The following is a 278-nucleotide window of genomic DNA, read 5'->3' on the forward strand; positions in this document are numbered from 1 at the left end:
AATTCCTTGATGACGTGTATGGTGCCTTGCAAAAGTCTTATCATAAAATTGATTAGATTTTTCTACATCCCTAAATATAAGAACTCTATCCCAAGGAACAAACACTTCATCTAATAATAAGTAAGCATCTATTTCATCAAATTGATTTGTCAATGGATGATCAAACTTATCATATCCCTCTTTCACTAATGGTTTCCTGCAAATTACTTTTAATCCTGGAGAATTTACAGGTAAAGTAAATGCTACTGCATAAATCTCATCACCAGCTTTAAGCCCCG

The 278-nt window shown here is 33.1% G+C and carries 1 protein-coding gene; it reads right to left on the minus strand.

Translation table 11 applies throughout. The features are described 5' to 3' along the window. The coding region (locus tag KVT31_RS29515) for a 4-hydroxyphenylacetate 3-hydroxylase N-terminal domain-containing protein (protein WP_302747105.1) at positions 1–278 on the minus strand (278 nt) is incomplete at both ends.

This window comes from Bacillus sp. GbtcB14 (genome assembly GCF_019091205.1).
Classification (GTDB): domain Bacteria; phylum Bacillota; class Bacilli; order Bacillales; family Bacillaceae_G; genus Bacillus_A; species Bacillus_A cereus_AG.